Origin of the sequence: Modicisalibacter luteus DSM 23508 (assembly GCF_000378505.1) — a bacterium.
GTDB classification, from domain to species: Bacteria; Pseudomonadota; Gammaproteobacteria; order Pseudomonadales; family Halomonadaceae; genus Modicisalibacter; species Modicisalibacter luteus.
The window spans coordinates 1-2,429 of the sequence record NZ_KB900028.1; the positions used below are offsets into that span (position 1 = coordinate 1).

Annotated in this window: 2 tRNA genes and 2 rRNA genes; all 4 read left to right on the top strand. The window is 55.3% G+C overall.

The annotated features are described in order from the left end of the window. The first annotated feature begins 265 nt into the window (after positions 1 to 265). Positions 266 to 1,803, top strand: a 16S ribosomal RNA gene (locus F568_RS0121825). A gap of 70 nt (positions 1,804 to 1,873) precedes the next feature. Beyond that, positions 1,874 to 1,950: transfer RNA gene (locus F568_RS0121830), tRNA-Ile, on the top strand. A 124-nt stretch (positions 1,951 to 2,074) separates the two neighbouring features. Further along, positions 2,075 to 2,150 (top strand) — tRNA-Ala (locus tag F568_RS0121835). A gap of 193 nt (positions 2,151 to 2,343) precedes the next feature. Further along, a 23S ribosomal RNA gene (locus F568_RS0121840) occupies positions 2,344 to 2,429 on the top strand; the annotation flags it as partial.

Sequence of the window (2,429 nt, forward strand, 5' to 3'; positions counted from 1 at the left end):
CGGCGAAAACAGCGGCTTGACAGCGCGGCCCGGATCGGTAGAATACGCCCTCTCGCAACGAGGCAGCCCCGAGGGGTGAGGAAGTCAGCATGCAGTGCTCGCTTCCAGTTGCAACGCTCTTTAACAATCGATCAGGTAATTCATGTGGGCGCTTGTCGATGATGCGGTGACCAGTCACCGAAAATCAAGGCAAGCGACTCGTCAACAGATGAATTCGTTTGAACCTTGAGCCAAGTTTGGTCCGCTTAACGGACTATATGATTTTAAACTGAAGAGTTTGATCATGGCTCAGATTGAACGCTGGCGGCAGGCCTAACACATGCAAGTCGAGCGGCAGCGGGAGGTGCTTGCACCTCGCCGGCGAGCGGCGGACGGGTGAGTAATGCATAGGAATCTGCCCGGTAGTGGGGGATAACCTGGGGAAACTCAGGCTAATACCGCATACGTCCTACGGGAGAAAGCAGGGGATCTTCGGACCTTGCGCTATCGGATGAGCCTATGCCGGATTAGCTAGTTGGTAGGGTAATGGCCTACCAAGGCGACGATCCGTAGCTGGTCTGAGAGGATGATCAGCCACACTGGGACTGAGACACGGCCCAGACTCCTACGGGAGGCAGCAGTGGGGAATATTGGACAATGGGCGAAAGCCTGATCCAGCCATGCCGCGTGTGTGAAGAAGGCTTTCGGGTTGTAAAGCACTTTCAGTGGGGAAGAAAGCCTGTCGGCTAATACCCGGCAGGAACGACATCACCCACAGAAGAAGCACCGGCTAACTCCGTGCCAGCAGCCGCGGTAATACGGAGGGTGCGAGCGTTAATCGGAATTACTGGGCGTAAAGCGCGCGTAGGCGGCGTGATAAGCCGGTTGTGAAAGCCCCGGGCTCAACCTGGGAACGGCATCCGGAACTGTCAGGCTAGAGTGCAGGAGAGGAAGGTAGAATTCCCGGTGTAGCGGTGAAATGCGTAGAGATCGGGAGGAATACCAGTGGCGAAGGCGGCCTTCTGGACTGACACTGACGCTGAGGTGCGAAAGCGTGGGTAGCAAACAGGATTAGATACCCTGGTAGTCCACGCCGTAAACGATGTCGACTAGCCGTTGGGAGCCTCGAGTTCTTAGTGGCGCAGTTAACGCGATAAGTCGACCGCCTGGGGAGTACGGCCGCAAGGTTAAAACTCAAATGAATTGACGGGGGCCCGCACAAGCGGTGGAGCATGTGGTTTAATTCGATGCAACGCGAAGAACCTTACCTACCCTTGACATCCTCGGAATCCGCCAGAGATGGCGGAGTGCCTTCGGGAACCGAGTGACAGGTGCTGCATGGCTGTCGTCAGCTCGTGTTGTGAAATGTTGGGTTAAGTCCCGTAACGAGCGCAACCCTTGTCCCTATTTGCCAGCGATTCGGTCGGGAACTCTAGGGAGACTGCCGGTGACAAACCGGAGGAAGGTGGGGACGACGTCAAGTCATCATGGCCCTTACGGGTAGGGCTACACACGTGCTACAATGGCAGGTACAAAGGGTCGCAAGACGGCGACGTGGAGCTAATCCCAGAAAGCCTGCCTCAGTCCGGATCGGAGTCTGCAACTCGACTCCGTGAAGTCGGAATCGCTAGTAATCGTGAATCAGAATGTCACGGTGAATACGTTCCCGGGCCTTGTACACACCGCCCGTCACACCATGGGAGTGGACTGCACCAGAAGTGGTTAGCCTAACTTCGGAGGGCGATCACCACGGTGTGGTTCATGACTGGGGTGAAGTCGTAACAAGGTAGCCGTAGGGGAACCTGCGGCTGGATCACCTCCTTAAACGACGAAGTCCCGCATCGCGGCAAGTGCTCACAATGAATTACCTGATCGGCCAGAGCAAAGACTGTTTGGGTCTGTAGCTCAGTTGGTTAGAGCGCACCCCTGATAAGGGTGAGGTCGGCAGTTCAAGTCTGCCCAGACCCACCAAATCTTTCCAATCCCGCGTTGAATCGCTTCTTGCATAGCAGGCTATGCGTCGCATCGATTCGCCTTGGCTTGAAAAGATTTAACCGTGAAAGTAGAAGCTGGACACTTTCATCGGTTTCGAAAAGGGGCCATAGCTCAGCTGGGAGAGCGCCTGCCTTGCACGCAGGAGGTCAGCGGTTCGATCCCGCTTGGCTCCACCACTTCCCCGACAGTTACCTGATAGTCCGCAGTCACAAGCTTATCGTCGTTTAATGCGATGACCGGTTTGTGACTGTCGATTGACAGTCGCTCTTTAACAATGTGAATCAAGCTGACAAATTGTAAGTGATACGACTCAAGCGTATCCGGCAATGTCGTAGCGATCGCTAACCAAAAGACCCCTTGGGGTTATATGGTCAAGCGATTAAGCGCATACGGTGGATGCCTAGGCAGCCAGAGGCGATGAAGGACGTGGAAGCCTGCGATAAGGCTCGGCGAGG